This is a genomic window from Stenotrophomonas maltophilia, from assembly GCF_006974125.1.
In the GTDB taxonomy this organism is placed as follows: Bacteria; Pseudomonadota; Gammaproteobacteria; order Xanthomonadales; family Xanthomonadaceae; genus Stenotrophomonas; species Stenotrophomonas maltophilia_O.
In genome coordinates this window covers 242,913-268,053 of the sequence record NZ_CP037858.1, presented here as the reverse complement: position 1 = coordinate 268,053, position 25,141 = coordinate 242,913, and the positions used below count along the sequence as shown (strand labels likewise).

The window sequence follows — 25,141 nt, the reverse complement described above, 5'->3', positions numbered from 1 at the left end:
TTGCGGACAGGAGGGGGATTGACCACGCAGATATCGGGGCTCAGGCTAAGTCACACTTATGGTCACCCAACGCCAGCTGCCATCGCTTGCCGCCATCCGCGCCTTCGAGGCGGCGGCGCGGCTGGGCAGCTTCGCGCGTGCCGGCGAAGAGCTCGACACCAGTGCGGCATCGGTGAGCTACCACGTGCGGCGGCTGGAGGCCCAGACCGGGACCTGCCTGTTCGTGCGCCACGCACAGCACGTGGAACTGACGGTGGCAGGTGCCAGCGTCGCCCAGGAGGCCACCCGGGCATTCGATGCACTGCGCGCCAGCTTCATGCGCGCCGCTGAGGTGGATGCGGCGCGACTGCGCCTGTCCGTGCTGCCAACGCTGGGCACCAGCTGGTTGACGCCGCGGCTGGGCACGTTCCGCGCCCGCCACCGGCAGTTCGTGCTGGAGCTGGACCTGTCGGCAGAGCCGCAGGACCTGGCCGCCGGTCACTTCGATGCCGCCATCCGCAATGGCCAGGGCGAATGGCCAGGTCTTCAGGCAACTCCCTTGTTTCCCAGTGTGTTCACACCGTTGTGTGCGCCGGCGCTGCTGCCGGCGGCAGACGGACTCGGTCGCCGGGCGTTGGAAGTTCCGCTGCTCGGCAGGCCCGACTGGTGGGCATTGTGGTTTTCCGCACATGGCGCTGTTCCGCCGCCGCCCAAGGAGAGCTTCGTCACCCCCTTTGCGATGGAGCATCTGGACGTCGGTGCTGCCATTGCCGGGCAGGGCATCGCCATCGGCTCGCCGATCCTGTTCCAGGCCGAACTGGACAGCGGGCGCCTTGTGCAGGCACATCCGGGGGTGGCGAGCGACGGGCGTGGTTTCTGGTTCGTGGCACCGACGGCGCGCAGCCGCAGCGCCAAAGTCATTGCATTCGGTGACTGGCTGGGCGAGCAGGCCGCGCAGGCCAGGCATGCGGCGCGACATCATCTGGCGCGCACGGTGACGCCATGAACCAGAGCCCCGAACTGCTGCGGCGCCTGCTGCGCGCCAAGGACCGGATGGACCACGCCAGTCACGAGGACTGGCCGGTGGCCCGCCTGGCGGAGGTCAGCGCAGTGTCGCCGGCGCATTTCGCGCGTTCATTCAAGCAGGCATTCGGGCTGCCGCCGCACCGCTACCTGCTCAGCCGCCGCATCGAACGGGCCGTGGCGATGCTGCGTGACACCGACCTGCCGGTCACCGAGATCGCCGCGCAGACCGGCTGGAGCAGCCTGGGCACCTTTGGCCGCATCTTCCGTGACATCACCGGCGACAGCCCGGGCAATGTGCGCGGGCGCGAGCGCTCGGGCCAGGCGACGCTGGCCAGCGTGCCGGAGTGCCACGCACGTGCCGCGCAGCGACCGGACCTGAACATCGCAGTTTTGGAGAAGCGGCGCCGTGAGGCGGTTGCTAACGTGGATCCCACCTGAGGGAGGTCCCATGACAAACACTGTGAACACGGTCGGCCTGTATGTGCGCGACCAGGATGAAGCACTCGCGTTCTACGTCGGCACGCTCGGCTTTGAAGTGCACACCGACGTGCGCAATGGCAGCTACCGCTGGCTGACGGTACGCAGCCCCGGCCAGGACGGATTCCAGCTGGGCCTGTTCGTGCCCGGTCCGCCCACCCACGATGCCGCCACCGCGCAGGCGCTGCAGCAGCTGGTGGCCAAGGGCGCAATGCCGCCGCTGGTGCTGGCCGTGGACGATTGCCAGGCGCGCTACACGCAATGGCTGGCGCAGGGCGTGGAGTTCACCCAGGAGCCGGTCGAACGCTACGGCGCCGTCGATGCCGGATTCCGTGACCCCTCCGGCAATGGCTGGAAGATGATCGAAGCCCGCTCCCAAGCGAGGCGCCGGCAATGAACCGGGGTGGCTGGGCGCGGCCCGTGCATCGCTGGACCTCGATCGTCTTCACCCTGGCGGTGATTGCCAACTTCGCCGTTCGCGGGCTGGGGCAGGGCGAGCCTGCAGCGTGGATCACCTATTCGCCGCTGCCGCCACTGTTCCTGCAGCTGTTCACCGGCCTGTACCTGTTCGTGCTGCACTACGCCGGGAAGCGCCGCAACGCCGCGCTGGGCGCTGCGGGCTGAGGCTGCCTCAGGCGGCTGCGTCGGCGGCGTAGGCCGCAAGCAATGCGGGCAGCTGGTCCATGCGCTGGAAGATCACCTTCGCACCCGCAGCACGCAGGGCTTCCGGCGTGCTGTGGTGCGGGCCGCCCTCGCTGAAACCAAACACGGTCGCACCCGCCGCGACGCCGGCGGTTGCGCCGGTGACCGTGTCTTCGATCACCGCACAGCGGGCCGGGTCCACGCCCAGTGCAGCGGCAGCGGCCAGATACACGTCCGGGTGGGGTTTGGTCCGCGGCATGTCCTGGCCGCTGAAGACGTGGTCGCCGAAGGCATCGAGGATGCCGACCTTGCCCAGCTGCAGCTTCACCTTGAACAGGTCGGCACCGGAAGCGCAGGCAATCCGCCCGCCGGTGGCCGCGGCAATCGCACGCACGGCCTCGGGTGCCCCCTGGATCGCCTCAAGGTCCTGCTCCAGCGCACGGTTGCGCTGCTGGCGGAATTCCTCCAGCCATTGCTCGGTGAACGGCTTGCCGGTGCGTTCTGCGATCAGCCCGGCCAGATGGGCCACGGATTGGCCCAGGAAAACCTCACCCGCCTGCGCCGGGGTCAGCGGCCAGCCGCGTGCGGTCAGCATTTCCGAGAGCACACGGGCCACCAGCGGCTCGGAATCGACCAGTACGCCGTCGCAGTCGAACAGCACGGCATCGAAGGGGAAACGGGACATCTACTACTCCGGGAACAGCCAAAGGGGCGACGTGCCCGCTATTTTCCCATAGCGGGACGGGCAGGGCACGCGGGCCACAGGAACGCTAGACTGCCGGGCCACCCCGCCCAGCGCCTGCACGGGAATACGCCTTGAACCGATTGCGATCATTCTTCAGTGCGTACCCCATCCAGTTCGCGATGGCCGCCAAGCTGTACGTGCTCTGCCTGCATCTGCCCGTAGCCCTCCGCCTGGTCGAACTCGGGTACCACCTGGGGCCGCCCGAGGCCTCACGTGAAATCGGCTACGCGCTGGCGGAGCTCGGTTTCAGGCTGAGTCTCTTCGCCGGAGCGGCGGTACTGGTGTCGATGCTGCTGTTCGGGCGTCGCGGCGCGCTACGGATCCGGCACCCGCTGATCGCTTCGGTCGCCTTTTTCGGGTTGCTGATCGTGCTGGATCGCGCGATACGCATTCCACTGGCGCAGGCGCAGTTTCCCGTCTACAGCGTCGCCGCCATCAGTCTGGGCATGCTTGCGCATGCACTGCTTCTCACGCTGCTGGCATTGGTGCCAGCGCTGCTGATGCAGCGGCGCGTACGTGCCGAGGGCAGGCACCATCATCTCATCAGTGCCAGCATCGCCGGCGCAGTGACGCTGGTGGCCGGCAGCTGCCTGCTCCCCATCCTGGTGGCGCAGCTGCCGGTGGGATTCTCGCCAGGCGAGTTCATCATGCCCGTTGCCGACGGCGCCGCGCAGCTGCAGATTGCGAGCCTGATCCTGCTGATCGCCTGCGCGCTGGCCACGTTTGTCGGGCTGTGGGCCAGTGCGCCGTCGCCAGAACCCGTATCGATGGCGCGCAGGATGGGGGTGTCGCTGATCCTGCTTGCCACGACGCTGCTGATCATCCTGGCCAGCATGGCTTATCTGCTGCGAGCGCTGTCCGCTGGGGCGCCGACGATAGGTCGCGGGCTTGTCGTTGCCACCGTCGTCGGCGCTGCAGTGCAGCTCCTGCTGACCAGAGTGCTGGCGTCACGATGGCTGCGCGTACAGGCATCGTGACGTTCCTCTGCCCGCCGATCAGCCCAGGTCACACCCGGCCGGCTGCGGCCAGGTGGTGGCCGGTAGCATGTTCTTCAGCGAGGCCGGTGCGTTGATCGCCACGTAGCTGGCGCCCAGCAGCTCCTCCAGATCGGCAATCGTCACCAGGTAGTTGTCCAGGCTGCCCAGGTTGGCCTCGTTGGGGATGATCCAGCTGATCGCCTTGGCGGTTCCCGTATTCGGGTCGCGGGTGATGATCGTCTTCCAGAAGAACTCCGGCGTCGGGATGCCGTGGCTGGCCAGGAAATAGTCGTTGGCCGCATCGCCGTAGACCACGCCACCGTAGACATCCACCGGCGCGATGTCGCGGTAGCACTCGGCCACGTTCTCGGCCTTCACCCAGATGCCCTGGTTGAAGCTGGACACCTGCGGAACGATGTTGGTCATGTAGTTGGCGCGGCGGATGTAGGTCGCGTTGTAATCCATGTGGTTGGACGTGACCAGATGGCCACGGTCATAACCGGACTTGATGCTGGCGTAGGAGGCGGTACTGGCCTGGCCGAGGCAGCCTGCCGGCAGGTCCGGGTCCTTGTAGAAACTGGACGGCCGTGCGGCGGAACCGGTATCGGCGGTGAGCGTGTACTCGTAGCGGGTGGCGCTGTGGATGCTGCAGTCATAGGTGAGCACGAAGCCGCCCTTGTTGAGGGTGACGACCTGGGCCTGGGCAGCGCCGGCGAAAGCACTGAGGACGAACGTGAAGAAGAAGCTTGCAAGGCGCATTGCGGTTCTCCAGCAGAAAGTTCAGGGCGCAGCCGTCCGCCTCGACCTGGCAGGGCCGGTCATGGGGAGACGGTGCGGAGTCGGGTGCGGCGGATTGCGGTGGGACGTGACCGCGTTGTTGGGCTGCGGAGGCCCTGCGGTGCCGTAAGCGTCACAAGCTGTCGTCTTTTGGTCAACGAGGAAAAGCCGAAGCTGTGACCGCCCGCAAGCACTGGAGAGATGTCAGATCACGCGGCGCGTGGGTGCAACGTACGCGTGCTAGGTGCAGATGGTCTCGCAGTACGCCGTCGATTGCCTTCTTCAAGCGGAATTCGAACTGTCACCAATCTGGAATTGATGTCGCATTTCCACTGATGTGTTCAGGCTAAGCTTCGCCCAAGGACGCCGGGCTTCCAGCACGAATGGACCGCGCAAGCGGGACCAGGTGCATCCAAGGAGGGAGATTGGAGATGCGCGCAGTTCGAAAATCGCGTCGTATGCCGTGTCGCGGCCACTGTCCCGGGTGGCGCTGGCCGGATTCCTTTCAGCTTCTCTCGTGCACAGGCCCCATCAGGCGGTGCGCATGACCGCGTTCGCCCGGTCACATCGTCCAGCCCGGCTCTCTCCGGCCTTCGCCGGCGGAAAGAGCCTGCTCAGCTGGAAACCTGCAAGGCCCTGTCGATGCAGTAGTGCTTGAGCACGAATCCACTCATCGCCGGCATGTTGGTCAACGTATCCCGTTGACGTACCCGATCGCTTTCTTCACATGAATTCTGGCCCGGCAACACGGGCATGAAGAGGAAGTCCACCTTTCAGAGAACAAGGAGCGGGGTAATGCGCAAGCAACGTTGGAGGAGAATGCAGGGAGTGGCGGGAGTGCTTCTTCTGCCCCTGGCCTTTTCGGTGTCTGCGACAACCGGCAACATCAACCCATCGACCTACTCCTATTCGCGCGCGTATGGCGTGACAGAAAGAGAGGCGGCCCAGCGACAGTCGGCCACGGTGATGGCGGGGCAGCTCGAAAGACAGTTGCAGACCCTGCATCCAGATACGTTCGCGGGCCTTTACATCGAGCATATGCCCGATTTCCGCGTGGTGGTGAAGTTCACGTCCACGCCTGCACACACGCTGCAGGGTTTCACTACGGATCTACGCTATAAGGCAGAGATCGCCCCTCAATCACTGGAGATGATGCTCGCGGTGCAAGATGAAGGAGACGCGCAGTTGCGCTCCGCAGGCATCGAATTTCTGTCAGGGATCGATATCAAGCGATCGATGGTTACATTCCACGTCAAGAATGTTGACAGCGCAGCCCGCGCAATGCGGCATTTGCTGCGTGCCGTTGATTTCGTCGAGATACTGCCAACTGCCGGCTTCGTGGAAACCACTGCCATTTCCGGAGGGCACCGGATCAACGGGCCTGCGCAGGACTGCACCACGGGCTTCAACGTCTTCGATGCCGATCACGAGCTCGGCGTTACAACTGCCGGTCATTGTGACAATGCGGTGGCCTACGTCGGCCTGTCCGCACCACTTGTATTCCAGGCCGAGAACAACCAGGGGGACTTCGATGTGCAGTGGCACAAGGAGCCGAGTTCGGGTGCACGCCAGGTCCAGAAGAACCAGATCGAGCTGGTTGCCGGACCGACGTCGACAGTGGACATCACCAGCACCTTGGCATCTGCTTCGCTTCCTGTGGGCGCATCCATCTGCAAGAGCGGATATGCGGGCCATTACATGTGCGGCACGATTATCGACAAGAACTCGCATTCGATCCACAACAACGTGATCGGCAACTACATCCGCGCCAGCAGCACGACCGGCGAAGCAATGTCAGTGGGCGGCGACAGCGGCGGTCCGGTATTCGTCGGAAATGCAGCGGCGGGCATCGTCCACGGACGCGGAGAACCAGGAACGCCATACAGGAATGATCTGTTCTACATGCCCATCGAGCGCATCTCCTCCTTGGGCCTGGCGGTACTTACCGAATCGTTCGAGATCGAGAAAATCGACGAAGTATCAGGGCGCTATGCGTCGGACATTCCCGTGGCGATCGATTTTCGGGGTAAACCCAAATTTCCCCTGACGCTCTCCATCACGTCTGTCAACTGCCTTCCATCACAGCCCTGCGGGACGTGGTCGTTCGAGTTCCCTGAAAAGATCCAGACGCCGTTTGTCTACGCGTGGGCGTGTCAGCTCATCGATGGGCTGTGGTGGGATAGCCCGCCCATGACCGCTATCCTGCGGAGTTCACTGAAGGACGCGTCCGGCGTGCAAACGTCAGCAGTGGAACACAAGGTCAACTGCTCTGTCTTTTGACGTGGGCTTCCGCCGGGTGCGCTGTACTGGAGGGCCGCAGTCCATGGTCGCTACTGCGGCTCTCTCCTTGAGAGCCCGGCTCGTCCGCGCCATTGAAACCCAACGACCAGGCACCGCCTCGTGTGGGGGTCGTTCCGGTCGGCTGCACGAACAGGGCTTTCCAGTCGCCGCGTCTCGGCGCCGCAGCTGGGGGGGGAAGCTCGGTGACGCCCTCCATTCTCGGGAAGGAGCCGTCATGGCCCTGTTCCAATAGTAGGCGCGACGCAACCACCACTTTGCTGCGTCGCAAGGTGCCAGCCACCATTCGCACTGGTACGGTCCGACCCGTTGCACCACCACCGACGGGGAGAGACGACGATGCGCAAGGTATTGCTGCTGTTGATCCTGCTGACCGGGCTGGCGCCCACCGCCTGGGCGGCGACGGTCAAGACCACCCATCGCACCATTCCCAGCTGGGATGGAACGCCTCTCGGGGCCTTCGTCATCGAACCGCAGGACGCGGGCAATGGCCGCTACCCGCTGCTGGTGATGCCCAGCAGCTGGGCGGTGCCCAGCGTGGAGTACGTGGGGGTGGCACAGTCGTTGGCGCGCCGTGGCTACGTGGTGATCAGCTACAGCTCGCGTGGCTTCTGGGAATCGGGCGGCAGCATCGACATCGCCGGGCCGGCCACGGTCGAGGATGTCAGCGCCCTGATCGACTGGGCGCTGGACAACACCCGGGCCGATCCCACGCGTGTTGGCGTCTCGGGCATCTCGTACGGCGCCGGCACCAGCCTGCTGGCCGCAGCACGCGACCCGCGCATCAAGGCGGTGGCGGCACTGAGTGGCTGGGCCGATCTCCAGGCCTCGCTGTACAGCAACGACACCCCGAGCGCACAGGGAATCGCGCTGCTGGTGGCGGCTGGCCTGGCCACCGGCCGTCCGGGAACGGAACTGGCCACCATCAACCGCAATGTGCTGCGGGGCAACTACCAGGGTGCGGTGGACTCACTGTTGCCTGTGGCGGCGCAGCGCAGCCCCGGGGCCAGCATCGATGAGATCAACGCCAACCAGCCGGCGGTGTTCCTGGCCAACGCCTTCAACGACAGCCTGTTTCCGCCAGGCCAGCTGGTGGACTTCTTCAACCGCCTGAAGGGCCCCAAGCAGCTGCAGCTGCGCCATGGCGACCACGCGCTCAACGAAGCCTTTGGCGCACTGGGCATTCCCAACGAGGTCTACGACTCGGTTGGCGACTGGTTCGACCACTACCTCAAGGGTGAAGCCAATGGCATCGACCGGCAGCCTGCGGTGCAGCTGAAGTCACAGAAGGGCAGCTGGAGCACGTATCCGAACTGGCAGGCGACCAATGCCGGCGCCATCAGCTATGCGCTGACCGCACCCAAAGGGCTGCTGCTGCCCACCGGAGGCCTGGCCGAAAGTGGAAGCAGCACCGGCTGGAACTACCGTATCGGCAGTGGCCTGTTGACCGCTGCCAATTCTGGCGTGGCGATGGCCTCCGGCGCGCTGCAGATGATCAATCTGCCGCCAGGCGCCTATGTTCCGTTCGTGGGCCGCAACGCCGCAGGCGTCTGGCAAGGGCCGGTCCAGTGGAGTGCACGACGCCTGGACGGCGCGCCGGAGGTGCGCTTGACCGTCACGCCCAGCCGCGCCAACACCACGCTGTATGCCTACCTGTATGCCGAGGATGTGCTGGGCAATGGCCAGCTGATCAGCCACAAGCCTTACACGCTGCGCGGTGTCACGCCGGGCCAGCCGAAGACGCTGGACCTGCGCCTGGAAGCGAGCAGCTGGAACATTCCGGCTGGCAGCCGCCTGACCCTGGTGGTTGATACGGTGGATCTGCGCTACTCGGGTATCAGCCAGTTGGGAGGCACGGTGACCTTCAGTTCGCCAGCCAACGCGCCTTCGGTGCTGAAGGTGCCGCTGCATTGATGGAAGGCCGCGCCCGTTGCGGCGGGCGCGGTACGCCAGGCTGGAAAACTGCGAGACTGGCGTTTGGTCCGGGAATGGGATGAATCCATGGTCATTGCAGGGCTGCTGCTCGGTGCGGTGCTTGCGGCGCCCACCGCACAGGGTGCGCCGATCGCCTGGTCGGACACGCTGTCGAAGGATCTGGACGCTGCCGACGCGGCCATGCGCGGTAGTCATCCGGGCGCCGTGGATCTGCGGAATCCCGGTTTCCTTCCGCAGCTGGAGGCTGCCTCGGCACTTGCCCGCGCGCGCGCGGCCAAAGTCGACAGCTTCGCGGGCTACTGGTGGGCCATGAAGAGTTACGCGGCCTCCTTCAACGACGGCCACGTCAGCCTCAACGCGCTTGCCGACGCGCCCGATCTTCCGACGCAGTGGCCCGGGTTCCTGACCGGCTTCGACGGCGATGCGCAGGTGGTCATGACCGTCGACGGTGGTCCGGGCCATCCGCCGCTGGGGGCTCGATTGCTTTCCTGTGACGGCATCGATGCGCAGACGCTGGCTGCACGCCGGGTGGGTGACTTCAGCGGGCGCTGGAACCTGCAGGCCAGCCGCATCCACGATGGCGGTGAGGTGCTGCTTGAACAGGGCAATCCCTTCGTGCCGGCGCTACGCGAGTGCACCTTCCGGGCTGATGCACGTGACACGGCCTATCTGCTGCAGTGGAAACCGCTGGGGCCGGAAGCGCGGAAGGCGCGTCTGGACGATACACGGCGCTCCTTCCGCCCAGCCAATGGCTGGCACGTGTTGCGCGGCGCAGGCTACTGGATCACCACCAGCAGCTTCAACGCCGATCCCGCAGCGGACAATTTCCGGCAGCTGACCCGGCTGCTGCAGCAACTCACTCCTGCAGCCGACGCATTGCAGAACGCACCCCTGGTCGTGCTTGATGTGCGCGGCAACACCGGTGGTTCGTCGCACTGGAGCATCGTGCTGGCGCGCTTGATCTGGGGGGCCAGGGCTGTGGACACATTGCGTGACGACAGCTGGGTGGAGTGGCGGCCGTCCGAGCCCAACATCGCCCAGCTGCGTGGCTTTCTGGAGAAGCTGAAGCAGGCGCCTGATGCATCACCGGCACTGCTTCGCATGCTGGGGACCGTGACCGAAGGGATGGCGCAGGCGAGGGAGCAAGGTCAGCCATTGTGGCGGGAACCCGCCAATGATCCGCCCGCCACGGTAGCGCAGGCAGAGCAGGCCGGACCCGGACGCAGGGGCAGGGGCAGGGGCAGGGTGGTGATCGTGGCCGATGCGTCGTGCGGCTCGGCCTGCCTCGATGCACTGGATCTGTGGAAGCGGCTGGGCGCGAAGCAGGTAGGCGTCGAAACCTCGGCCGACAGCCTCTACATGGATGTCAGGCCGGAGCGGCTGCCGGGTGGCCTGGCAAGGATCTCCGTGCCGATGAAGGTCTTTCGAGGTCGGGTGCGTGGTTCGAATGAGCCGCACGTTCCGGATCGTCGCTATGACGGCGACATGCGGGATACCGCGGCACTTGAAGCGTGGATCCGCGGACGATGAACCGGTCCCGGCGGCGTATCGGTGAAGCGGTTCTGGCGCATTGAACCTTTTCACCGGCAGCTGCATCCAACCCGCAATGCGCCCGGCAACCGCTGCAGCTCTACTGACCGAAGGAGCCCTCGGATGTGCGGACTGCCTCGTACTGCGCTTCAAAGCGCGATGTCGATCCTGCCGTTGCCTTTCGCAGCCGGCGCGGTGGTGCCTGCGTCCGCGTGCCGTCGCGCCCCAGCAGCAGCGCGCCCAGGACGTGCTGGAGGAGATCCGTCGCCGCACGCAGCAGGACCGCCAACGGTTCATGGCCACGACGCGAATCTGAGTGACGGCGTTCCCAGAGCCGCCGTGGTGGGTCAGGATGCTGTGACGTGCGGGGAATCATCCTTGCGGGTGCCGACGAGCGCGAAGTAAGCTCTGCTTCGTCTACGAGGGGGACATCATGTACGCAAGGATTGCGGCAGCTGCGCTGCTGTGTATGACGGCCCTGCCTGCGTCGAGCGCCAACCGTGGCTCGACGGTGATGGAGGATTACGCGGCGGCGCTGAATGCCCGCGGGCAGATTCTGCAGCTGGATACCGGAGATATGTTCGGGGAAAAGATCGGGCTGTTTACCGGCTCGGTGGAATTTCTGCAGACGGACGTCGACCTGCCGGGCAACAGTGCGCTGGAGGTGAGCATCAAGCGGCGCTTGGTGGCAGGTGCGCAGGGCCGGCAGGGATTGGGCATGTTCGGGGTGTGGGACCTGGCCCTGCCCAGGGTGTATGGAACGTTCAGCACCCAGGGTGGGTGGAAGAACTACGTGGTGGCCGAGCCGCTCAACCGCTGTTCGAAGTTCACCCCGCCTCCAACCGAGATCGTCACGGTGAAGGCACAGACGCCGACAGGGCCGGGGACATTCACCGAGTACTTCAACCCCGACGAGTTCTGGCATGGAACGCAGCTCTACCTGCCAGAGACCGGTGACGAGGATCTACTCGTGCAAAGCAACGAATGGCCCGTGCCAAGTACAGGCCATGCCTACCCGATGCGAACCAAGAGCGGCAATGTCATCCGCTGCGTCGCCATGGACGATGGGGCGGGTGAAGGCTTCGAAGTCACGACGCCTGCCGGTATCACCTACACGCTCAATCATATGGCCAGCCTTGGTAGCGGACCGCCATTGATCAAGAAGGGGTACTCGCGGGGAAACTTCGGCTCGGTTACGGAGTTCGAGTTCGTTCTTTTCCGGCAGGAGTTCCATATTCTTCCGACCAGTGCCCGAGACCGGTCTGGTAATTCGGTGACCTACACGTGGGATCCGGCAAATCCGCGGCAGTTGCTGCGCATCGCAGCCAACGACGGCCGCATCGTCGATCTCGAGTGGACGGCTGGATCGCCCAGCACGCTGCCAAGCGAAGTGAGTGCGGTCCATGCGGGCGGGAGGACGTGGACCTACGGTACTGTCGTGGGTGGCTACAAGGTCACCTTCCCAGACCAGTCCTACTGGCAGAGTACGGGGTTCAATGTAGGCACCATGGGTGCCGGTGCCGTCCCCGCAGAGCGGGGTTTCTGCCGGAATCCGGGTGTGGTGACCTACGGCCATTCCGGTTCGATCCGCCATCCCAGTGGCGCAGTGGCGAAGTATCGGTTTGAGCCGACGCTGCATGGCCGCTCGTGGGCGCGTTATGGCTGCAATATGCCCGACAGCACGGGTAGCGGTTTCCTTGACTCGATCGAATACACGCCCGCCAAGTACTACATGTGGTCGCTGGTTTCCAAGACAGTCACCGGGCCGGGCATCGACCAGCCTTATACGTGGGCCTACAGCTACGGCCCGGCCAACGGGTGCTATGCCGACGGCAGCAAGGAACCGTGCCAGGCGAATTCGCCGGCCACGAAGTGGGTGGACGTCAAGGATGCAGAGGGTGTCACCACCCGGCACACCTTTGGCAATCGATTCAATGTGGACGAAGGCTATCTGCTTTCATCGGTCCAGCCGGGCCGCGCAACCACCCTCAGCTATCAGCTTGACGCTTCCGGGAGCTATCCGGCGTTGGCCGGGCGACCGGCATATCAGCGTGCAAGTGGAATCATCGCAGCCAAGCAGATACCGTTGTTGCAGAAGGTCATCGAGCAGGATGGCGTACGCTATATCTGGAAGGTCAATACGTTCGACAGCATGGCACGACCTGTGTCCATCACTGAAGCCAGCCAGCCCGTGCAGTAGGCGTACGGTGTGGCTGGGCATGGGCCGCAACGGGGGCAGTGGCACGTGCTCGACTGCCCCGCCGCGCCTTGTTCGCCCTGGAAGAGGGAGTAGCAAGGACGAAGGCACTACGCCGCCGGAGCCGTGATCCTCTGCAGATCCAGTCTGGCCATGGCCCACCCGTGCTGTCGGCGTCTGGCCCGTGATCCCGCACTGACGCATCCGAGGAAACCCGCATGTCCGACAACCCTCCACCGCTGAACATCCTGGCGTTTTCCGGCAGCCTGCGTGGCAACAGTTACAACCGGCGCCTGGTCAGGGCGGCGGCAGGCGCCGCGCCTCCGGGCCTGCTGCTGACCGTGCATGACACCATTGCCGATATTCCGCTGTTCGACGAAGACCTGGAAGCCGCCGACCCGACCGGCCCTGCCGGGGTCAAGCGCCTGCGCGCGGCCATTGCAGCCGCTGACGGCGTACTGATCGCCACGCCGGAGTACAGCCAGTCACTGCCTGGTGTACTCAAGAACACGCTCGATTGGCTGTCCCGCGACGATGCCGAGTACCGCACGGTCCTTTCGGCCAAGCCGGTGACGATCATCGGCGCCACGCCGGGTCACTGGGGCACCAAACTCGCGCAGTCGCAGCTGCGCCATACACTGACCGCCATGGGTGCATTGACCATGGCCTCGCCACAGCTCTATGTGGCCGAAGCGGCGGCCGCCTACGACAATGACGCGGAAGATTTCGACGCGGCGACGCGCAAGCGCCTGCTGCGGTTCCTGGAGGGATTCCAGAGCTGGGTGCAGCTGCTGCAGGGCGGGGCGTCGCGCGCTTGAGCGGTGCCGGCAGGGGCGTCAGCCCCCGCCGGTGCCGGGGCCCGGATCATGCAGGGTGCGCAGCTTCTTCTTGTTGATCTTGCCCACGCTGGTCCGCTCGATTGCATCCACGAAGCTCACGCGGTCCGGTATCGCATAGCGTGAGATGTCTCCGGAACGGCTGCGCGTTGCGACCAGTTCGATGATCTCCGCTTCTGACACGTCACGGCCTGCCTGCCTGACCACCAGTGGCAGCGGCCGTTCACCCCATTTCGCATCAGCGATACCGATCACCGCGACCTCGCTGACCGCCGGATGCAGCGCGATGATGTCTTCCAGCGCGAGCGAGGAAATCCACTCGCCACCGGTCTTGATCACATCCTTGATGCGGTCGGTCACGCGCAGGTAGCCGCCCTCATCGATGTTGCCGATGTCACCGGTATGCAGGTAGCCACCGGCCCACAGCGACGCCGAGGCCTCCGGATCATGCAGGTAGCCCTGGGTGAGCCAGGGTGCGCGCGCCACGACTTCCCCGGTGGCGATGCCGTCGTGGGCAACATCCGCCATGTCCGGATCGACGATGCGCAGGTCCACCAGCGGCACCGGCAGGCCGGCCTTGGTCCGCAGTGACAGCACCTCATCCTCATCGGTCACGTCTTCCACATCGATCTGGGCGATGGTGAGCAGCGGGCAGGTCTCGGACATGCCATAGCCGCCGAAGATGTCGATGCCCCGTGCCAGTGCACGCTGCGCCAGGGCACGGGGCAGGGCGGCACCGCCGATGATCACCTTCCAGCCCTCGAGGTCGGTCTGCGCCGCGTCCGGGTGCTCCAGCAGCATGTGCAGGATGGTTGGCACGCAATGCGAGAAGGTCACCTTCTCGCGGGCGATCAGTGCCAGCAGGCTGGCCGGCAGGTAGCGCCCCGGATAGACCTGCTTGATGCCCATCGCGGTTGCCACGTAGGGCAGGCCCCACGCGTGCACATGGAACATCGGGGTGATCGGCATGTAGACATCGTCGCGATGCAGGCGTCCCTGGCGGGGTGCGCCGCCGAGCGCGGCCATCGCCGCCAGCGAATGCAGCACCAGTTGCCGGTGGCTGAAACAGACGCCCTTGGGCTGCCCGGTGGTTCCCGTGGTGTAGAACACCGTGGCACGGGCATTCTCGTCGAAGTCCGGGAAGCGGACGACCGGCGTGGCATCACGCAGGCCCGCTTCGTACTCGGTGGCGAAGCCTGGCGGCAGCGGGCCACCGGCATCGTCCAGCAGGATGCGCGTGCGCAGGTCCGGCAGCTGCTCGTCGATGGCGTCCAGCAGCGGCAGGAACTCGCGGTTGGCCAGGATCACCCGCGCGCCGCTGTGGTTCAGCGTGTACGCGATCTGCTCGGGGGCCAGGCGCACGTTCACCATCATCAGCACCGCACCGATCATCGGCACCGCGAAATAGGCCTCCAGGTAGCGGTTGCTGTCCCAGTCCATCACTGCCACCGTGTCGCCGTGGCCGACTCCCAACGAGGTCAACAGGCCCGCCAGCTGGCCAATGCGCACCTGCAGGGTGCGGTAATTGAAACGGACCTGGTCGCCATGGACGATTTCCTGTTCAGGACTCACCGCCAGCGGCATCAGCAGCAGCTGCTTGATCAGCAGTGGATAGGCATGGGCATCGGGAGTGGGGGCGGATGACATGGCATTTCCTCGTGGGCGGCGTTGCGGTCGCCGGCCTTCTCCGCACCACACTAGCAAGCCCTTCCTGCTGTACCAGCGTACCTAGGTACCTGTTCCCGCGCGCACCCGATTTGCTAATCTCACCTGGACATGCCGACCCTGCTCATCGCCGACGACCATCCCTTGTTCCGCGCGGCGCTGCATCGCGCGGCCGAAGAGGCGGTCGCCGGCCTGCAGATCCGCGAAGCCGATTCGCTGGACAGCGTGCTCGATGCGCTGGAAAGCCAGTCGATCGACCTGATGCTGCTGGACCTGCACATGCCGGGCAACCACGGGCTTGCTGGCCTGGCGACCATCCGTGCGCTGCAGCCGGGGCTGGCGATCATCATCGTCTCGGCCAATGAGGAACCGCAGGTGATCCGGCGTGCCATCGACCTCGGCGCGGCTGCTTATCTGCCCAAGAGTTCGGGCCTGCACGAGCTGCAGGCGGCGCTGCAGTCGGTACTGGAGGGCGAACGCTGGATTCCGGCCGTGCTGCGGGAGCCGGTGGCGCGCGTTGCGCCGTTCAGCAGGGACGCCGATCTGGCCGCGCGCCTGGCCAGCCTTTCCGCTCACCAGTACAAGGTACTGGGCCTGGTGGCCGAAGGGCTGCTCAACAAGCAGATTGCTGACCGGCTGGGTGTGCAGCTGCGCACGGTCAAGGCGCACATGACACGCATCATGGAGCGGCTGGGGGTACGCAACCGCGCGCAGGCCATCCGCGTGCTGCACGAAATGGGACTGGCCGATCCATCCCGGCAGATCGAAGAAGCGCCCGGGCCCTGATGGATCAGGGCGTGGCCGCAGTGCTCGCGGCCAGCAGGTGGTTGATCGCCCAGCGAAGTGCAAGCGGCTTGAACGGCTTGCTCAACAATGAGAGCCCCGCGCCACGCACTGCATCGCGCGTCGCGCTGCCGGTGTCCGCACTGAGGATCACCGTCGGCCGCAGCCCATGCATGGTCGACAGCCGCTTCCACAACGCGACACCGGTATCACCGTCGTCCAGGTGATAGTCGAACAGCCACAGCGCGGCCTCATGTGCTGATGCTCCGATCACATCGGCGCCCGTTGCCGCAATGACATCACATCCCCAGGAGTGCAGCAGCTGCCGCATCGCCTCCAGCGCAACCGGGTCGTTGTCCACCACCAGCACGCGGATGCCCTTGAGGGCGGTGCTGCCATTGACCATGGGCCCGCCGCGCGGTGCTTCCGGACGCTCAGCGCGGGTCACGCTGATCGAGAAGGCCGAGCCGTGCCCGGGCACGCTGCGCAGGTGCAGGGGTGCATGCAGCAGATCGGCGATGCGGTGGGCGATGGTCAGGCCAAGCCCCAGGCCCTGGCCATTGCTGCGATCGATCCGGTGGAATTCTTCGAAGACCACCGCCTGTTGCTCCGGTGCAATGCCGGGGCCGGTGTCATGCACGCCAATCGACAGCCTCTGGCCCTGGCGGCGGACCCCCAGCAGCACGCCGCCACGGCGGGTGTAGCGGATGGCATTGGCCAGGAAGTTCTGCAGCACCCGGCGCAGCAGCAGTGGATCGCTGTGAACCCAGGCATGGCTTCGCACATAGCCGAACTGCAGGCCGCGGGCGGCCGCGAGCACGGCGAACTCCTGTGCAAGCGGATCCAGTACGTTCGACACCGCGAACGGCCGAGGATCGGCCACCAGCCCACCGGCCTCCAGCCGAGAGATGTCCAGCAGGCCGGACAGCAGGTCATCGGTGGAATCCAGCGCACCACGGATCTGGTGCAGGAAGCTGTCGAGGAACTCCGATTCGATGTGCTGCGACATCGCGTCGGTCAGCAGCTGTGCCGCATGCAGCGGCTGGATCAGGTCGTGGCCCACGGCAGTCAGGAAGCGGGTTTTGGCCGCATTGGCGCGCTCGGCTTCCTGCACCGCCTGCTCCAGCCGGGCTGTGCGGTCCTGCACGCGGTGCTCGAGGGTTTCATTGCTGCGCTTGAGTGCATCTTCCGCCCTGCGGAACGCCGTGACATCGGTGAAGGTGGCCACATACCCACCACCCGGCATCGGGTTGCCGCGGATCTCGACGATGGTGTCGTCGGGGAAAACCCGCTCGGACAGGTGAGGTGTGCCACGCCGCATGTGTGCAACGCGGCGCTGCAGCGCCTTGTCGGGTGTGTCACCGGGGCTGTCACCGATCTTCAGCTGGTCCAGCGCCCATGCCGTGAGGTTGACCACGGGCTGTCCGACCTGCAGCAGCTCCGGCGGGAACCTGAACAACGCGGCGTAGCGGCTGTTCCAGGCCACCAGCTGCAGCTGTGCATCCACCACGCTGATGCCCTGGCTCATGTTCTCCAGCGCGGCTTCCAGCAGGCGCTGGTTGAAGCGCAGTACCTGGGTCGCTTCGCCAACGGCGCGAGTCACCGCATCCAGCGGCGCGGCGCCACCCTCGCGTGCGGCTTCGACCAGCAGCCGTGCCATGCCTGCGCCGACCACGGCCGTCAGCTCACGCTCGACGGCGGTAACCCGGTCATCATCCAGCATCTGCCCGGCGTGGCCCTCCAGCAGCTGGCGCGCACGCTCCTGGCCCAGGAAGCGACCGGCGGTCCTGCGCAGGGAAGCGGCAGCCACCGCATCCCGCCTTCGGGGTAGCGGCGGACGCACGGCCCTCGACACCAGGGCCACGGTCAGCAGATTGATCGCCAGGCTGGCGCCCATGCTGATCGCGATATGGCCGGGTTGCACGCGCAGCGAGACCACGGCCAGCCAGTGCAGTCCATCGGGACTGGCCGACGGTGTTGCGGCCGGGATCATCATCGGCAGCAACACCAGCCACAGCCAGGCCAGCGAACCCAGCACGATGCCGGCCATGATGGCCGGGGAAGGCGTGCGTGGGCGGTACACGGCCAGCAGCACCGCCGGTGCCAGCTGCGAGAGGGCGGTGAAGGACATCAGGCCGAAATCACTGAGTGCCTCGGTATCGCTCATCGCGCGGCTGTACAGCCACGCCATCAGGAACACGGCGAGGATGCCGGCACGTCGGAACGCCAGAACGCGCGGGCGCAGGTCGGCATTGGCCACGCCGCCGATGCTGCCGAGCAGGTGCGATCCGAATCCATGGTTGCCAAGCATGATCGACAGGGTCAGCCCCGAGAGGATCATCATGCCGGTGGCCGCGCTCAGGCTGCCCAGGTAGGCCAGCAGTGCAAGCAGGTGATGGCCGCCAGCCTGGGGCAGGGCCAGCACATACAGGTCGGGGGATACCGATGCCGGCAGCTGCGCCGCACCGGCCAACGCCATCGGCACCGACGGCAGCCCGATCAGCAGCAGGTAGACGGGGAACATCCAGCGTGCCGTCTTCAGGTCCGAGGTCTGGCGGAGCTCGACCACGCCGACATGGAACTGGTGCGGCAGGGTGAATGCAGAGATGGCGCCCAGCGCAACCATGGTGAGATAGTCCGGCACGATGGCCGGTGGCGGCAGCTGCGCCATCTTTTCCAGCAGCGGCGTGCCGGCCTTGTGCACGGACAGCGCCGCATACAGGCCAATGGCCAGCAGAGCGGTCAGCTTCAGTACCGACTCCAGACCCAATGCGACCACGATGCCGCGGTTCGGTTCGGTGGCCGATGCCTTGCGCGCACCGAACAGCAGGGTGAAGGTGGCCATCGTCAATGCGAACCAGAACGACATGTCCAGCTGCCAGTCGGCAGATGTGAAACGATCACCCAACAGTGCCCCCAGCCCTTGGCTGACCGCTCTCAGCTGAAGCGCGATGTAGGGAATGATGCCGAACAGTGCCACCAGGGTGATGGTGAAGCCAAGGCCGCGATCCGCACGCAGCCGTGCGACCACCAGGTCGGCGATGGTGGCACTGTTGTGCTGCTTGGCCAGCCGCCCCAGGCGGAGCAGGAACGGCAGGCCGAACGCGAAGATCAGCGCCATGCCAGCGAGGGTAGGCGGAATGGGGAAGCCCCATTGCAGCCCCTGCGACGCCGCGCCGTAGTACGTCCATGCGGTGCAGTGCACCGCCAGCGACAGTGCATAGATGAGCGGCCATGCCTTCGAAAGCCGATGCCCCCGGCGCTCGCCCCACAGAGCCACGCCAAACAGCAGTGCGGTCCATGCAATGCAGGCGAAGAGGACGATGGAGGGCGTCAACATCGCTCCAGTGTAGGGAGAGAACCGGGCAGGGTGGTGCTAGGCGGCGATCACGATCAGTGACAGCTGCTCAGCGACCAGTGCCAGCTCGCCATCGGCGACCCGCTCGACGGCCTTGCGCTGGGTCAGCAGCCACTGGCCGGGCTGGCGCGCATCCAGTGACACCAGCTGCGAGCGTACCCGCACCTCGGACCCGCTCGGCACCGGCGCCAGGAAGCGGACCTTGTTCAAGCCGTAGTTGAGTACGTGGGCGATGCCGGGGAAGCCGGCCAGGGCGGCCACATCGTCCTCCACCGTCAGCGAGAGCAACAGGAAGCCATGTGCGATGGTATGCCCACCCGGCATCTGCGCCTGCGCCCGTGCTGGATCGACATGGATCCAGTTGTGGTCGCCGGTGGCGTCGGCAAAAGCATCGATGCGCGCTTGGTCCACGCGGGTCACGCCACTCAGCCGCTCACTGGCGGCCCACTGCTGCAACGCCTGCAGGGCGGGAGGCAGGCCGCTGTCCGCACTCACGCCACACGCTCCAGCAAGGTCAGGATCGCGTCACGCGCCTCAGGCTCGGACAGCATGGGCGCGTGGCCGACATCCGGCACCTCCACCAGCCGGGCATTCTCCGACGTCGCCGCCATCTGCCGTGCAACGTCGGCCGGCAGGATGTCGGACAGGGCGCCACGCACCACCAGCACCGGCACGCGCGAGGTCAGCCCGCGCACCGCGCGCCACAGCACCGGCCGCAGCAGCCACAGCACCCACGGTCGCGTGGTACGGATCACCGCCGGGTCGTAGTCCAGTTCCAGCAGCCCATCGCTGCGCGTGCGGAAGGTACGCACCGCCATCTGCCGCCAGTCATCGCTGCTGAAGCGCGGAAACGCGGTCTTTCCGATCGATGCCACATAGGCCGTGGCCTGCTCGAGATCCATCGGCGGCACCGGCTTGCCCGCGTACTTGCCGATCCGTGCCAGCGCCTCACGCGGCACCCTGGGGCCGGCATCGTTGAGGACCGCGCCAGCGATCCGTTCGGGCGCGCGCGAAGCGAGGGTGATGGTCACCAGAACGCCCAGCGAGGTGCCGACGAACACGGCCTTGTCGATGTTCTGCGCGCGCAGCAGCGCGACCAGGTCGTCGGCATAGGTGCGTGGGTTGTAGCTGGTGGGATCATGCGCACGCTCCGACCCCGCGCGCCCCCGCAGGTCGACCGCGATCACGCGCCAGCCCTCGGCAGTGAGCGTACCGGCCAGCGCATCGAAATCGGCACCATTGCGGGTCAGACCGGGAATGCAGACCACGGTGCCGCGTGGTGCCGTTCCCGTACCCGGTGCATGGTCGCGCGCGTGCAGGCGCAGGCCATCATTGCTGTTCCAGTACAGATCTACGTAGGACTGCATCATGCAGGGGCTTCCTGGAAATCGTAACGGATGCGCTAGAAATCGTACCGGACGCTGAGGCTATATTGGCGCGGCGGGCCATAGAAGCCAATCAGCGTGCCGACCGCCGGGATGTTGTAACCGGTGGTGCGGTATTCCTTGTCGGCCAGGTTGGTGCCCTGCAGCGAGAAGGTCCAGGCGTCATCCAAGCGCCAGATCACACCGGCATTGACCAGTCCATAGCCGTCCTGGCGGATCACCGGGCTCAGGTCGGTGGTGGGCCACACTTCGCTCTGGTAGCTGTAGCTCACCCGTGCCGACAGGTTGCTGCCGTTGGCCAGGTCGGTGCGGTATTCCACGTTGAACGCACCGGAGAACTCCGGGGCATTGGTGAACTTCATCTGCCTGGCCACGTTGACGCCGCGGTCGATGTACTCGTCGTACTTGGTATCCAGCCAGGCCAGGTTGCCGGAAATCAGCCAGTGCTGGCTGGGCAGGTACTGGTATTCGACTTCCAGGCCTTTGACGGTACCGGCGCCGGCATTGGTGAAATCGCCGAAGAAGGAATCATCGATGCCGTCGCCATTGGTATCCAGGCCGGTGAACACCGACAGCTGGATGTCCTTGTACTTGTTGTAGAACGCTGACAGGTTCAGGAACAGGCGCTGGTCGAGGAAGGCCATCTTGCTGCCGACCTCGTAGCTGTCCACGGTTTCGTCATCGAACGGCTCCGCCGAGCGGGGCACCGCCACCGCGTTGGCGCGGATGTTGTAGCCGCCCGACTTGAAACCGCGCGTGGCCAGCCCGTAGACCATGATGTCCGGGGTGATCTGGTAGTCCAGCGAAACCTTGGGCGAGACGTTCTTGAAGTTGGTCTTCTTGTCGAAGTCCGCCGTCACCGCCACCGGCCGGCTGAAGCCCGGGTCGGCATAGAGGCGGTTCAGCACGATCGCGCGCTTGTCCTCGTCGGTGTAGCGGGCGCCCACATCAAGCTTGAGCCTGCGGGTCAGGTCGAACGTCCAGTCTGCGTACAGCGCGACGCTGTCGGTCAGTACCTTGCCCTGGTTGTCGGCGAACTGTGCGCTGAAGTAGTTGTTCTGGATCTGGCCGCCGGCCTCGCCACTGAACTGGTACAGGCCGACCACGCCGCGCACGCGTCCGCCGGCATCGTAGTTCAGCTGAACCTCGTTGCTGACCTGCTCGTCGTGGTAAGTACCGCCCACATCGGCCAGCTTGATCGGCGTGGTGTCGAAGTCGATGTTGGCCTCGCTGTCCGATTCACGCTTGGCCACCACATACTTCACTGCGATGTCTTCGTTCGGTCGCCAGTTCACCGTGGCCGACGCGCCCTTGCTCTCCACGTTGTTGAGGTTGCGCATGCCCGAGCGGATGTCATAGCGGCTGTCCATCGGCGGGTAGGCGCGCAGGAACGGATTGGGCGCCAGCATCTTCGAGCCGCGCATGCCGGACTGATCGTCGATCCAGTCCAGCGCGAACTGCACGTCGAAGTCGTCGCCCGTATACGCCCCCAGGTTCACGCGTGCAGCGTTGATCTGCTTGTCGCTGACCGGTTGGCCGTTGAAGGTGTTCTCGCCAAACCCGTCGTGGTTCATGCTGGCCACCGCCACACGGGCGCGCAGGCCGCTGTCGGCACCGCCAATCGGGCCGCCGATGGCCGCCTTCGCATCCAGCTGGCTGTAGTTGCCCACGGTGACCTGGGCGAAGCCCTCGGTCTGGGTGGGCAGGCCGCGCGAGATGTACTTGATCGCGCCGCCGATGGTGTTCTTGCCATACAGCGTGCCCTGCGGGCCGCGCAGCACCTCGATGCGCGAGACATCGAACACGTCCAGCAGCGCGCCCTGCGGGCGCGCGATGTAGACGTCATCCAGGTAGATGCCCACGCCCGGATCGGCGCCCCAGGTGGGGTCGGACTGGCCGATGCCACGGATGTAGGCGGTGACCGTGCTGCTGGCGCCGCGCGCCGCGTAGATGGTCAGGTTCGGCACCTGCGCATCCAGGTCGCTGATGTCCTGGACATTCATCCTGTCCAGCGCCTCCGAGGTAAAGGCGGTGACGGCAACCGGGACCTCCTGCAGGGTTTCCTCGCGCTTGCGTGCGGTGACCTTGATGCTGTCCAGGTTCGTGGGTGAAGCGGTCCTGCCTGCCGCCGGCACGGCCTGTGGCGTGTCCTGTGCCAGTACCGGCCCGGAGGCCAGCAGTGCGCCGATCATGAGACTCAGACAATTCCGTTTCATTCGGTCCTCCCCCAGGCGAGTGCTCACAGATGGCCCATTGCCACCCCTGCAGCCAAGGCTAGCGGTGTCATCCGGCAGCGGCGAGTGGACCTAGGTCCAGTCGGCAGCGGCCGCCGGATGCGGATACTGGGCGTGCCCCCAGCCGGACGCGCTCCCCGGTACCCCTTCATCCACGACTCACGCATGAGGATCTGGCCATGAAATCCGGAATCGATTCGATCAAGGCGGTACTGCTGGCAATGTGCTGCTGGTTGACGTCGGCAGGCAGCGTGCTCGCCGCGGACCCCGCCGGGCATTGGGACATCGGCCTGTACGGAAATCTGTTCGGCGCCCGCGAGTACCAGGTCTGGGTGCCGGCCGGCTACAACGACCAGCAGCCGCTGCCGTTGCTGCTGGTGCTGCACGGCTGCGTCAACGGGCCCAACCTGATGGGCGAGGCCTCCGGCTTCAATGATGTGGCCGACACCGAAGGTTTCATCGTGGTCTATCCGCGCCAGAACGTGACCTCCAACCCGGCGCGCTGCTGGAACTGGCAGCTGCCGATCAACCAGGCCCGTGACAGCGGCGAGGCCTCGATCCTGGCCGGCATCGTGGACAAGGTGAAGGCCGGTTACAGCGTCGATCCGCATCGGGTCTATGTAACCGGCATTTCTGCTGGCGGTGCGATGACCTCGATCATGCTGGCCTGCTACTCAGACGTGTTCGCCGCCGGTGCCATCCATTCCGGCGGCATGTTCAAGGGCGCGACCACCATCTCCGGCAGCGCCTATGCGCTGTTGGCCGGCAGCATCTATTCGCCGGACAGCAACGGTCGGCTGGCCTGGCAGTGCTCGGGCTCACCGTCGCCGCGGCCGCTGCCGGTGCTGGTGTTCCATGGCAGTGCCGATCTCACCGTCAACCCGGTGAACGGCCAGCAGGCGGTGCGCCAGTTCCTGCAGACCAACGACCTGGCCGATGACGGCCAGGACAACGACTCGGTGAAGTACGTGCCGACCAGCACTTACCACGGCCAGGTACCGGGTGGGCGCGCCTATACGGTGGACACCTATACCTATGGCGGGCGCACGCTGGCACAGCACTATGTGGTACAGGGCATGGGGCATGCGTGGAGTGGCAGCCAGTCGGGCTTGCCGTTCACCGACCCGAAGGGCCCGGATGCCACGCTGATCACCTGGTTGTTCCTCAAGGGCTACCAGCGCTGAGGGGCAGGGCGGTCACTGGCGGTACGGGAGCCGAGGGCTCCCGTACCGCCAGGGTTTCAGCGCCAGGTCCGCGCAGCCGTGCACCCCGTTCGGCAAGGAATCGCTTGGGTGGGGCGCCCACCGTCTTTCGGAACATGGTCACGAACGCGCCCGAACTGTCATAGCCCAGGTCATCGGCAATGGCCTGCACCGTACGGCCCTTGGCCAGCATCGGCAGTGCGACCACCACATGCAGCTGTCTGCGCCAGCGTCTCACGCTCAGACCCGTTTCGCCGGAAAACAGGCGGGACATGTTGCGCTCGCTCATTCCAATCCGGCTCGCCCATACCTCGAGCGTGGCCCGCCCGGCCGGAGCGGTCAGCATTGCATTGGCCAGCTTTCGCAGCCTTGGGTCGGAGGGCATGGGCAGGTGCAGCCATTCCGGCGGTGCCGCGATGAGCTCGTCCAGAAGCACAGCCATCAGGCGCGCGTCCGCACTGCCAGCGGCGTACCGCCAGGGAAGCGCTGAGGTTCGTTCAAGCAGGGCATGCATGAATGGACTGATCGCCATTGCGAAGCAGTGTGTCGGCAGTCCAGCGATAGCCCCGGGCTCCACGAATACGACGAAGCCATGCGGCTTTCCTGTGCTGCTGGCCCGGTGGGACAGCCCTCCGGGAATCCAGATCGCTCCCTGTGGCGGGACGACCCACAGGCCTGCACGGGTCTCCAGCGTGATCAATCCGCTCGTGGCTACCAGGAGCTGTGCTTTCCGATGCTCATGAAAGGGCATTTCCCAAGCATCGGTGATGGGGTCCACGCCCAGCACCATGACCGGGCTGTCGACGCGATCGGGGTAGTCCGCCCCGATACCCTCCAGCTCGATAGTTGACGTCACCACTGCATCGCCCAGCACAACACGGCGGGGGGGACGTGCGCGCTGTCAATCTTCATGATCCGCCTGCTGCGGTTCATGTCTGTGCCAGACACAGACGAATCCCATCAGGACATGAACGATCGGCAGCTCTTCTCTTCCGGCTTCGGCAATCAGCGTGGTTGCACGCATGCTGGCATCCTCTTCTGTCGAGGATCAGAAGCGTATTGGGCAAAGCGGGGGCCGTCATTCGACAGTTCCGC

At 65.6% G+C, this 25,141-nt stretch carries 21 protein-coding genes; 12 read left to right on the top strand and 9 right to left on the bottom strand.

The annotated features are described in order from the left end of the window. Nucleotides 1-58 precede the first annotated feature (58 nt). Genes EZ304_RS01230 through EZ304_RS01215 form a run of 4 tightly spaced genes read left to right on the top strand, consistent with a single transcriptional unit; the run spans nt 59 to nt 2,106 of the window. Complete coding sequence (locus EZ304_RS01230; protein ID WP_099552138.1) at nt 59-985, top strand: LysR substrate-binding domain-containing protein; 927 nt, start codon at nt 59-61, stop codon at nt 983-985. Further along, nucleotides 982-1,443 (top strand): helix-turn-helix domain-containing protein, encoded by a 462-nt coding sequence (locus tag EZ304_RS01225; protein ID WP_142806010.1) that lies wholly within the window; start codon nt 982-984, stop codon nt 1,441-1,443. Before EZ304_RS01230 ends, EZ304_RS01225 begins: the two co-directional genes overlap by 4 nt. Before the next feature lie 10 nt (nt 1,444-1,453). Continuing rightward, nucleotides 1,454-1,879: a VOC family protein gene (locus EZ304_RS01220; protein ID WP_099552140.1), complete on the top strand. Its 426-nt coding sequence runs from the start codon at nt 1,454-1,456 to the stop codon at nt 1,877-1,879. Further along, nucleotides 1,876-2,106 (top strand): hypothetical protein, encoded by a 231-nt coding sequence (locus tag EZ304_RS01215; RefSeq protein ID WP_099552141.1) that lies wholly within the window; start codon nt 1,876-1,878, stop codon nt 2,104-2,106. Before EZ304_RS01220 ends, EZ304_RS01215 begins: the two co-directional genes overlap by 4 nt. A gap of 7 nt (nt 2,107-2,113) precedes the next feature. Here the strand turns inward: EZ304_RS01215 and EZ304_RS01210 are convergent, their stop codons facing one another. After that, nucleotides 2,114-2,809, bottom strand: coding sequence for an HAD family hydrolase (locus EZ304_RS01210; RefSeq protein WP_142806009.1), 696 nt, complete (start codon nt 2,807-2,809; stop codon nt 2,114-2,116). Nucleotides 2,810-2,988: 179 nt separating this feature from the next. Between EZ304_RS01210 and EZ304_RS01205 the strand changes: the two genes are divergently transcribed. Continuing rightward, the gene (locus tag EZ304_RS01205) at nt 2,989-3,846 is read left to right on the top strand and encodes a hypothetical protein (RefSeq protein WP_260678184.1); all 858 of its coding nucleotides are present in this window, start codon (nt 2,989-2,991) and stop codon (nt 3,844-3,846) included. 18 nt (nt 3,847-3,864) lie between these two features. Here the strand turns inward: EZ304_RS01205 and EZ304_RS01200 are convergent, their stop codons facing one another. Then, on the bottom strand, nt 3,865-4,605 hold the full coding sequence (locus EZ304_RS01200) for a DNA/RNA non-specific endonuclease (RefSeq protein ID WP_142806008.1): 741 nt from the start codon (nt 4,603-4,605) through the stop codon (nt 3,865-3,867). Between the two features lie 813 nt (nt 4,606-5,418). Here EZ304_RS01200 and EZ304_RS01195 point away from each other — a divergent pair. From EZ304_RS01195 to EZ304_RS01170, 5 genes are all read left to right on the top strand, one after another. Continuing rightward, nucleotides 5,419-6,903 carry a S1 family peptidase gene (locus EZ304_RS01195; RefSeq protein WP_185959207.1) on the top strand — a complete coding sequence of 495 codons (1,485 nt, stop codon included), beginning with the start codon at nt 5,419-5,421 and terminating at the stop codon, nt 6,901-6,903. Nucleotides 6,904-7,260: 357 nt separating this feature from the next. Further along, entirely contained in the window at nt 7,261-8,835 is a 1,575-nt protein-coding gene (locus EZ304_RS01190; protein WP_142806006.1) for a S15 peptidase family protein, read from the top strand. Between the two features lie 87 nt (nt 8,836-8,922). Beyond that, on the top strand, nt 8,923-10,386 hold the full coding sequence (locus EZ304_RS01185) for a S41 family peptidase (protein ID WP_142806005.1): 1,464 nt from the start codon (nt 8,923-8,925) through the stop codon (nt 10,384-10,386). A 433-nt stretch (nt 10,387-10,819) separates the two neighbouring features. Further along, nucleotides 10,820-12,586, top strand: a complete 1,767-nt coding sequence (locus EZ304_RS01175) for a wall associated protein (protein ID WP_142806003.1) — start codon at nt 10,820-10,822, stop codon at nt 12,584-12,586. Between the two features lie 215 nt (nt 12,587-12,801). Further along, nucleotides 12,802-13,401 (top strand): NADPH-dependent FMN reductase, encoded by a 600-nt coding sequence (locus EZ304_RS01170; RefSeq protein ID WP_142806002.1) that lies wholly within the window; start codon nt 12,802-12,804, stop codon nt 13,399-13,401. An 18-nt stretch (nt 13,402-13,419) separates the two neighbouring features. Here EZ304_RS01170 and EZ304_RS01165 read toward each other — a convergent pair whose 3' ends face one another. Beyond that, nucleotides 13,420-15,066, bottom strand: coding sequence for a fatty acid--CoA ligase (locus EZ304_RS01165; RefSeq protein ID WP_142806001.1), 1,647 nt, complete (start codon nt 15,064-15,066; stop codon nt 13,420-13,422). A gap of 129 nt (nt 15,067-15,195) precedes the next feature. Between EZ304_RS01165 and EZ304_RS01160 the strand changes: the two genes are divergently transcribed. Continuing rightward, on the top strand, nt 15,196-15,870 hold the full coding sequence (locus EZ304_RS01160; protein ID WP_099552151.1) for a response regulator transcription factor: 675 nt from the start codon (nt 15,196-15,198) through the stop codon (nt 15,868-15,870). A gap of 4 nt (nt 15,871-15,874) precedes the next feature. Here EZ304_RS01160 and EZ304_RS01155 read toward each other — a convergent pair whose 3' ends face one another. Genes EZ304_RS01155 through EZ304_RS01140 form a run of 4 tightly spaced genes read right to left on the bottom strand, consistent with a single transcriptional unit; the run spans nt 15,875 to nt 22,802 of the window. Further along, complete coding sequence (locus EZ304_RS01155) at nt 15,875-19,207, bottom strand: hybrid sensor histidine kinase/response regulator (RefSeq protein ID WP_142806000.1); 3,333 nt, start codon at nt 19,205-19,207, stop codon at nt 15,875-15,877. Nucleotides 19,208-19,243: 36 nt separating this feature from the next. Then, nucleotides 19,244-19,720, bottom strand: coding sequence for a MaoC family dehydratase (locus EZ304_RS01150; RefSeq protein WP_142805999.1), 477 nt, complete (start codon nt 19,718-19,720; stop codon nt 19,244-19,246). Next, complete coding sequence (locus EZ304_RS01145) at nt 19,717-20,595, bottom strand: alpha/beta fold hydrolase (protein ID WP_142805998.1); 879 nt, start codon at nt 20,593-20,595, stop codon at nt 19,717-19,719. The genes EZ304_RS01150 and EZ304_RS01145 overlap by 4 nt, the downstream gene beginning before the upstream one ends. A 32-nt stretch (nt 20,596-20,627) precedes the next feature. Then, the gene (locus tag EZ304_RS01140) at nt 20,628-22,802 is read right to left on the bottom strand and encodes a TonB-dependent receptor (RefSeq protein ID WP_142805997.1); all 2,175 of its coding nucleotides are present in this window, start codon (nt 22,800-22,802) and stop codon (nt 20,628-20,630) included. 221 nt (nt 22,803-23,023) lie between these two features. Here EZ304_RS01140 and EZ304_RS01135 point away from each other — a divergent pair, with 221 nt between their 5' ends. Further along, nucleotides 23,024-24,028, top strand: a complete 1,005-nt coding sequence (locus EZ304_RS01135) for an extracellular catalytic domain type 1 short-chain-length polyhydroxyalkanoate depolymerase (RefSeq protein WP_142805996.1) — start codon at nt 23,024-23,026, stop codon at nt 24,026-24,028. On the opposite strand, the gene EZ304_RS01130 is transcribed toward EZ304_RS01135, so the two are convergent. Next, complete coding sequence (locus tag EZ304_RS01130; RefSeq protein ID WP_260678183.1) at nt 24,009-24,902, bottom strand: AraC family transcriptional regulator; 894 nt, start codon at nt 24,900-24,902, stop codon at nt 24,009-24,011. The genes EZ304_RS01135 and EZ304_RS01130 overlap by 20 nt on opposite strands. A gap of 45 nt (nt 24,903-24,947) precedes the next feature. Further along, a complete protein-coding gene (locus tag EZ304_RS21060; RefSeq protein WP_260678182.1) occupies nt 24,948-25,070 on the bottom strand; it encodes a hypothetical protein in 123 nt (40 codons plus the stop codon). Nucleotides 25,071-25,141: the final 71 nt, after the last annotated feature.

Bases quoted from the DNA above. Each gene is read 5' to 3' on its own strand.
- EZ304_RS01230 (WP_099552138.1), top strand. From the start codon at position 59: ATGGTCACCCAACGCCAGCTGCCATCGCTTGCCGCCATCCGCGCCTTC.
- EZ304_RS01225 (WP_142806010.1), top strand. From the start codon at position 982: ATGAACCAGAGCCCCGAACTGCTGCGGCGCCTGCTGCGCGCCAAGGAC.
- EZ304_RS01220 (WP_099552140.1), top strand. From the start codon at position 1,454: ATGACAAACACTGTGAACACGGTCGGCCTGTATGTGCGCGACCAGGAT.
- EZ304_RS01215 (WP_099552141.1), top strand. From the start codon at position 1,876: ATGAACCGGGGTGGCTGGGCGCGGCCCGTGCATCGCTGGACCTCGATC.
- EZ304_RS01210 (WP_142806009.1), bottom strand. From the start codon at position 2,809: ATGTCCCGTTTCCCCTTCGATGCCGTGCTGTTCGACTGCGACGGCGTA.
- EZ304_RS01205 (WP_260678184.1), top strand. From the start codon at position 2,989: ATGGCCGCCAAGCTGTACGTGCTCTGCCTGCATCTGCCCGTAGCCCTC.
- EZ304_RS01200 (WP_142806008.1), bottom strand. From the start codon at position 4,605: ATGCGCCTTGCAAGCTTCTTCTTCACGTTCGTCCTCAGTGCTTTCGCC.
- EZ304_RS01195 (WP_185959207.1), top strand. From the start codon at position 5,419: ATGCGCAAGCAACGTTGGAGGAGAATGCAGGGAGTGGCGGGAGTGCTT.
- EZ304_RS01190 (WP_142806006.1), top strand. From the start codon at position 7,261: ATGCGCAAGGTATTGCTGCTGTTGATCCTGCTGACCGGGCTGGCGCCC.
- EZ304_RS01185 (WP_142806005.1), top strand. From the start codon at position 8,923: ATGGTCATTGCAGGGCTGCTGCTCGGTGCGGTGCTTGCGGCGCCCACC.
- EZ304_RS01175 (WP_142806003.1), top strand. From the start codon at position 10,820: ATGTACGCAAGGATTGCGGCAGCTGCGCTGCTGTGTATGACGGCCCTG.
- EZ304_RS01170 (WP_142806002.1), top strand. From the start codon at position 12,802: ATGTCCGACAACCCTCCACCGCTGAACATCCTGGCGTTTTCCGGCAGC.
- EZ304_RS01165 (WP_142806001.1), bottom strand. From the start codon at position 15,066: ATGTCATCCGCCCCCACTCCCGATGCCCATGCCTATCCACTGCTGATC.
- EZ304_RS01160 (WP_099552151.1), top strand. From the start codon at position 15,196: ATGCCGACCCTGCTCATCGCCGACGACCATCCCTTGTTCCGCGCGGCG.
- EZ304_RS01155 (WP_142806000.1), bottom strand. From the start codon at position 19,207: ATGTTGACGCCCTCCATCGTCCTCTTCGCCTGCATTGCATGGACCGCA.
- EZ304_RS01145 (WP_142805998.1), bottom strand. From the start codon at position 20,595: ATGATGCAGTCCTACGTAGATCTGTACTGGAACAGCAATGATGGCCTG.
- EZ304_RS01140 (WP_142805997.1), bottom strand. From the start codon at position 22,802: ATGATCGGCGCACTGCTGGCCTCCGGGCCGGTACTGGCACAGGACACG.
- EZ304_RS01135 (WP_142805996.1), top strand. From the start codon at position 23,024: ATGAAATCCGGAATCGATTCGATCAAGGCGGTACTGCTGGCAATGTGC.
- EZ304_RS21060 (WP_260678182.1), bottom strand. From the start codon at position 25,070: ATGCGTGCAACCACGCTGATTGCCGAAGCCGGAAGAGAAGAGCTGCCG.